The 5,947-nt window shown below is 50.0% G+C and carries 8 protein-coding genes; 6 read left to right on the top strand and 2 right to left on the bottom strand.

Going from position 1 to position 5,947, the window contains the following annotated elements:
• Nucleotides 1-212, top strand: a 212-nt coding sequence (locus H6B10_RS11985) for a TCP-1/cpn60 chaperonin family protein (protein ID WP_275951078.1), incomplete at its 5' end; no start/stop codon positions are given.
• Nucleotides 213-385: 173 nt separating this feature from the next.
• On the opposite strand, the gene H6B10_RS11980 is transcribed toward H6B10_RS11985, so the two are convergent.
• Together H6B10_RS11980 and H6B10_RS11975 are read right to left on the bottom strand one after the other, a co-directional pair.
• Nucleotides 386-1,240 (bottom strand): hypothetical protein, encoded by an 855-nt coding sequence (locus H6B10_RS11980; RefSeq protein ID WP_204651819.1) that lies wholly within the window; start codon nucleotides 1,238-1,240, stop codon nucleotides 386-388.
• Between the two features lie 260 nt (nucleotides 1,241-1,500).
• The gene (locus H6B10_RS11975; protein ID WP_204651818.1) at nucleotides 1,501-2,148 is read right to left on the bottom strand and encodes a hypothetical protein; all 648 of its coding nucleotides are present in this window, start codon (nucleotides 2,146-2,148) and stop codon (nucleotides 1,501-1,503) included.
• A 472-nt stretch (nucleotides 2,149-2,620) separates the two neighbouring features.
• Here H6B10_RS11975 and H6B10_RS11970 point away from each other — a divergent pair, with 472 nt between their 5' ends.
• From H6B10_RS11970 to H6B10_RS19035, 5 genes are all read left to right on the top strand, one after another.
• Nucleotides 2,621-2,941 carry a YabP/YqfC family sporulation protein gene (locus H6B10_RS11970; protein WP_204651817.1) on the top strand — a complete coding sequence of 107 codons (321 nt, stop codon included), beginning with the start codon at nucleotides 2,621-2,623 and terminating at the stop codon, nucleotides 2,939-2,941.
• Nucleotides 2,931-4,088: a sporulation protein YqfD gene (locus H6B10_RS11965; protein WP_204651816.1), complete on the top strand. Its 1,158-nt coding sequence runs from the start codon at nucleotides 2,931-2,933 to the stop codon at nucleotides 4,086-4,088. Before H6B10_RS11970 ends, H6B10_RS11965 begins: the two co-directional genes overlap by 11 nt.
• A 127-nt stretch (nucleotides 4,089-4,215) precedes the next feature.
• The gene (locus H6B10_RS11960; RefSeq protein ID WP_204651815.1) at nucleotides 4,216-5,181 is read left to right on the top strand and encodes a PhoH family protein; all 966 of its coding nucleotides are present in this window, start codon (nucleotides 4,216-4,218) and stop codon (nucleotides 5,179-5,181) included.
• Between the two features lie 30 nt (nucleotides 5,182-5,211).
• Complete coding sequence (gene ybeY, locus H6B10_RS11955) at nucleotides 5,212-5,712, top strand: rRNA maturation RNase YbeY (RefSeq protein ID WP_204651814.1); 501 nt, start codon at nucleotides 5,212-5,214, stop codon at nucleotides 5,710-5,712.
• The coding region (locus tag H6B10_RS19035; protein WP_204651813.1) for a diacylglycerol kinase family protein at nucleotides 5,702-5,947 on the top strand (246 nt) is incomplete at its 3' end. The genes ybeY and H6B10_RS19035, both read left to right, overlap by 11 nt.

The raw sequence follows: 5,947 nt of genomic DNA, 5'->3' as shown, positions 1-5,947 counted from the left end.
CTAACTACGGCTTTGATGCGCAGAAGGAAGAGTACGTCGAGGATATGATCGAGTCCGGTATCGTTGACCCGACCAAGGTTACCCGTTCTGCTCTGGAAAATGCTGCCAGCGTTGCTGCGATGGTTCTGACCACCGAAAGCCTGGTTGCTGATCTACCGGAACCGCCGGCTCCGGTTGCTCCTGCGGGCGGTGACATGGGCGGCATGTACTAATTCCACTTGAAACCTTCACTTCATACTGAATAAAAAATTCCCGGAAGCTATACAGCTTCCGGGAATTTTTTATCTGTTTGTTTGATACAACAGCGGAGTGGTGGGTTTCTTTTTCGAACCGATTGGCAGATGATATGCACTTTACCATATCACAAACCGGGAGTGCAAAGCTTTTACGACTCTGCTTCGTCTGCTTTATGGTTTGTTTCGTTGGATGTCGGGTGATCGTTCGCCACCGGGATAAAGCGTTTTACAAACTTTCCTTTTCCACGGCTCAACACATAAAAATACCCGATAATGGAGAACAGAAGTGCGCCGATAAAGTTTACGAACAAATCTTCCATGGTATCCAGCAAGCCGATGTCCAGATACCCGCCCAGCCCCAACGCCGTTTGAGTGCCATCGGATTGTACCACGATTACATCTGTAATGTTGCGCAGTACAACGGGGTGGTTTCCGCCTGTGGGGTCCAGCATGATAGTACCAATTCTTTGTACGATCGAATCCTTCTGCATATCCAGAAAGAAAAACTGATCCATCGTACATTCAAAGAATTCCCACACAACGCCCACCGTCATGGAAAAGCAGAAGGCGACGATTGCCAGATACAATGGTGACAGATGGAAACGGGCACGATTATGCCGGTTCAGGATATCCAACAACGAGAATCCAATTGCCGCACACAGGAAACCATTCAGCGTATGCAGCACGGTATCCCAATAGGGGAAGGTTACATAATACGCGCCAATTTCTCCCAGGATTTCTGCGGCGTAGATAAAGAGGAGGATAATGATTTCAAGGGTGTTAGGCAAGTCGATGTCCAGCTTGCGTTCCAGCAAAGAAGGCATTGCAAACAACACCAGGGTTAATACGCAAAGAAAAACATTTTCAAAATTGCGGTTGAAGATTTGCGCCAGCATTACCAGAACAACGGAAGTGCGCAGAAAAATATAGACAATGGTAACGGCTTTCTTTTCCTTCCACAGGGCGCGGAAGGTTTCTCTTCGGGTGGGCTTGGGGTGTTCCATAGAAAACTCCTTTTCAATCCAGCGTAAAATCTTTTGGGTCCAGTTCAGGCAGCACTTGCCGGTGGGGGACGCGCATCAACGGATCATAGCTGAATCGGCGGCAGCAATAATACGGAGAAACGACTCCCTTCAACTTGCATAGCACCATCTTTGGGTCGGATGCCGGTGTGCCATGCAGACAATAGGCACACGCCGGTGCAATCTTACTGCCATAATATGCCTTTTTGAACATAGCCTCACCCCAAAAGCAATAAATATACCTACTTATTATAGAAGTTTTGCCGAACCTTGTAAAGTGTAGCACATACGAACAAAAAAACCACAACAGCCGCATCTGCGGGCAGGCGGGAACTCTGAACAACGCGTCCGGTTAAACTGCTGTAAACAATGAGCGTTCCCGGCAAAAATCGGACCGCCGCAGCCACCAAAAAGATAAAGATGATCATGAAAAATATACGCTGCAAAGCCAAAACGGGAAGCGGAACGGATTTGCGCAGCAGCAGGGACAACTGCGCCCAGACAGAACATCCCCACATGCTTAAACACAAACAGCATCCATACAATGCAACACGACCGCCCAACGCAGAAAAATCTGCGCATCCGGCACTGATTTCCAGCAGCATACTCAGGGCGGCGGCAGACCATGGCGTTTCCGGTAAGATGGGGCGCAATACAGCGCCCACCGTTCGGAAAAAGAGTACACATCCGCAGACATTCAAACTGCTGTTGACTGCGTTTCCAATGGCCAGAGACAACCCGGCGTTTCTTGAAAAGCCGGAGAGATTTTCTCGTGGTTGCTTGTCGCCTTTAACGGATGATAGGAACGGTACACAGAGTGCTGTGCTCAGCAAGTTGGCAACAATCTGCAATCCATACAACAATACACCGAGACGCACGTTTTGCAGCAAAAGCCCACCTACACAACCAATGACAAACCCCGGGCTGGAACAGCATCCCAACATGGTAATAAGCAGCGCATCCCGACGGCTTATCTTGCCTTCGCAATACAGATTTCCCGTAAGCTGGGCACAAACTGCGTAACCGCCAATCCAGGAAACCAGCACAGCAAAAACAGACTTTTCGCTGCAAAATCCCCATGCATTCTGCAGATAGCGAAGGAATCTGCCCGGCAGCGGTACGTTCATCATCATTTCGCACAGAACAAAAAAGGGAAATAAAGCGGGTAAAACCGTTTGCACACAGAGTTGGATGCCATCGAGAAAACCTTCCGCCGAAAGTTTGGGATTACAAAGCAGGAGTGCCGCTAGTACGATGGCGATGCTACCTTGCAAAAAGGCTGTTTTCCTCTGGCGATTCATAGAACCTACCTCCACAGACGTATATTGGGTAGACCGGTATTCTTGCGGGGAGGATATGCCCATGAAGCTACAGAATCGAAAAACGAATCATAATCGCACCGCGAAGGCGTCCCTGCGCGGGATGATGCTGCAGCTTCCCCGCGAATTTTATCGGTTGCCGGATTTTGAATTACGGGGCGGATACCTCACCACAGATGGCTGCCGCCGTGTTTTAAATTTTGAACCGGAAAAAGTCTGCCTGGATATGGGCGATTTTACAGTAACATTCTATGGCGCAGAACTTCGAATAGAATCCTATGCGGGGAAAAGGCTTGTGCTTGCCGGTCAGATTGAAACGATTGCCTTTCAAAACAAGTGGGGGAAACCAAAGCATGAAACCTAATGTATGGATGGCCGATCGGATTTCTTTTCGCGTACAGGGAAAAAATGTCCAGCGCTTTTTAAATACCGCCGTAGAGCAAGGAATCCGTTTGGATCACCTGCGGTGGGAAACCGATGGATTTACCGCACGTGGGGCTGGTCGGGATCTTTCCAAACTTGAAGATCTGGCCCAAAAAGGGAATTGGACATTTTCTGTGTTCCAAAGGAAGGGACCTGGAATTCCTTTGGAACGACTTTTGGATCATCCCGGAATCCTTTTGGGAGGCGTTCTCTTTTTTCTGCTTTTGGGGTTGATGAGTCGCTTTATATGGACAATCGACTTCGGTTCCATGGACGTGGAAACGCAAAACCGTATGCGCAGTCTTTTGTATGACTGCCAAATCTACGAGGGTGCCTGGGTTGATGACTCAAAGCTGAAAACAGCACAAGATACTGTTTCCCAACAAAGCGATGTGTTCGGTTGGATTACCTTGAATTTTACGGATGGGTGTCTATTCATCGAAAATACGGATGCCGAATACCAGAACATTAAGAAGGAAGCTCCGATGCAGCCGTTATACGCCAAAGAAAGCGGTGAAATCGTCGCGGTGGAACCCGAGAGCGGTTTTTCCCTTGTGGTTCCGGGGCAATCCGTTGAGAAAGGGCAACTGCTGGTAGATGTGGTCCGGCTGGACCGTGATGGAAACGAAATACGTCAAGGGGCTTCCGGCAAAATCGTTGGCAGGGTCGAAAAAAGCTATACCGCATCCCAGCCGCTCCGGGTACAGCAACTGATTCTGACAGGGGCGTCAGAGATCAAGCAGCAGCTCTTCTGTCTGGGGCGTGTCTGGTCACAGCAACACGAAAATCAAGGGGAGCAGGGATTGAGCCAGGTGGAGTGGTTGCCGTTACACCTGGGACGTTTGAATCTTCCTGCCATGATCCGGTGCGAAACAATTTGGCTGCAGCAGGAACAAACAATCGTGTATTCACAGGAACAAGCACAGGCATTGGCGTTTCGCAACTGCCGCCAACAACTCTATGCAGAATATCCTGACGCAGTCATCGAAAGCGAACAGCGCGCAGCAACTGTGGAAGGGGAACAGGCTGTTTGTACGGTTACCTACCGATTTTGTTCCAATATTGCTTCCTATGAGGACTGGAAATAAATCTTGTGGGATACTGTGTCAAAACAGAACTTAAAATTTTGTGCATAATAGACAATTTCTTTTGGAAATAATTGTGATATAATCTGAATGGGTTAGTATGACATTGTACTATTGGAGGGTATGAAATTTGGCTGAACGTTCCGTCGAACTGGACAGTATTGAACTTGCAGCGGCTATTTTTGGCAACTGCGACCAGAACATTCATCTTCTGGAAAAAGAATTCGGAGTCACGGCTGTATGCCGTGGTTCCGAACTGCGTTTCAGCGGTGCCGAAAAGGATGTGGCGGCAGCTGTACACGCGGTGGATGGAATGGTTACCTTGATGGAGAATCACACGCCATTGGAAGAACAAACCGTCCGATACTGCATCAGTCTGGCCAGAGATGGTGAAGAAAAGCGGCTGCGGGAACTGACCGATGATTTTGTCGCCGTCACCGCCAAGGGGCGTCCTATTCATCCCAAAACATTGGGGCAGCGGGAATATCTCGCCGCCATTCGCAGTCATGCCATCACTTTCGGCGTTGGCCCCGCCGGCACGGGTAAAACCTACCTTGCGGTTGCCATGGCAGTCAAGGCGTTTAAATCCAAAGATGTCAGCCGGATCATCCTGACGCGCCCCGCCGTGGAGGCGGGAGAGAAGCTGGGATTTTTACCCGGCGACCTTCAGAACAAGGTGGACCCCTACCTTCGTCCGCTCTATGACGGACTGTTTGATTTGCTGGGGGCGGAAACATTCCAAAAGCTGTTTGAAAAGCAAATCATCGAAGTGGCGCCACTGGCCTATATGCGCGGCCGTACGCTGGATGACGCATTCATCATTTTGGACGAAGCGCAGAACACAACGCCCGAACAGATGAAAATGTTCCTTACCCGCATGGGCGTGGGCAGCAAGGTTGTGGTAACGGGGGATGTCACCCAGGTGGACTTGCCCGATAAAGTGCGCAGCGGTCTTGTGGACGCTTTGCAGATCCTGCGTGATGTGGATGGAATTGCCCAGGTCCGGTTGACGGAAAAAGATGTGGTGCGCCATCGTCTGGTGCAGCAAATCGTAAAAGCTTATGAAAAAGCTGCCGAGCGTTCGGCAAAGCAATAAAAAGTTTCAGGTACAGGAGGTTGATGCCCTATGTCCAACAAGGTGCTGATCACCAATGAACAAAATGTTGTTAAGATCCCGTCCGGGCTGCGGATTTTGATTCGCCGCAGCTGCAACGCTGTTTTGGATTTTGAAAAATTTGAAGGCTCCGCCGAAATCAGCGTGACCTTTGTAGATAACAATCGAATCCACGAACTCAACAAGCAGTACCGTGATAAAGACTCTGCCACCGATGTGCTGAGCTTCCCGATGGGAGAAAACGGCGAATACGACATCGATGAGGATAACGGCTGCAAGATTCTGGGCGACATTGTCATCTCCATGGAGCGTGCTATGGAGCAAGCTGAACTGTACGGGCACACCCTTCAGCGTGAGGTGGCCTATCTGACGGTACATTCCATGCTGCACCTGCTGGGCTATGATCACGAAACCAGCGGCCTGGAGGCTGTACGAATGCGCGAAAAGGAGGAAGCAGTGCTGATCAAGCTGGGTCTGCCGCGCACTGTTTCGTACACCAGCGATGAGATCTGAAATCAAACGCTTCGGCCGCGGCTTTGTGTACGCCTGGAACGGAATCCGGGCGGCTGTGCAGCAGGAGCGGAATTTTCGGTTTCATCTTTGCGCCACATGCTACACTATTGCAGCCTGTTGTTTGGCAGAAGTTTCGGCGGTAGAATGGGCGTTGATCATCTTGTGCATTGCAGCCGTTCTGGGAATGGAACTTATGAATTCCGCCATTGAACGTGCCGTGGACAAGCCGGACACC

It is taken from the genome of Gemmiger formicilis (genome assembly GCF_016901605.1).
Lineage (GTDB): Bacteria > Bacillota > Clostridia > Oscillospirales > Ruminococcaceae > Gemmiger > Gemmiger formicilis_B.
The sequence above is the reverse complement of the archived record's forward strand: the minus strand, read 5'-3'. Positions and strand labels throughout refer to the sequence as shown.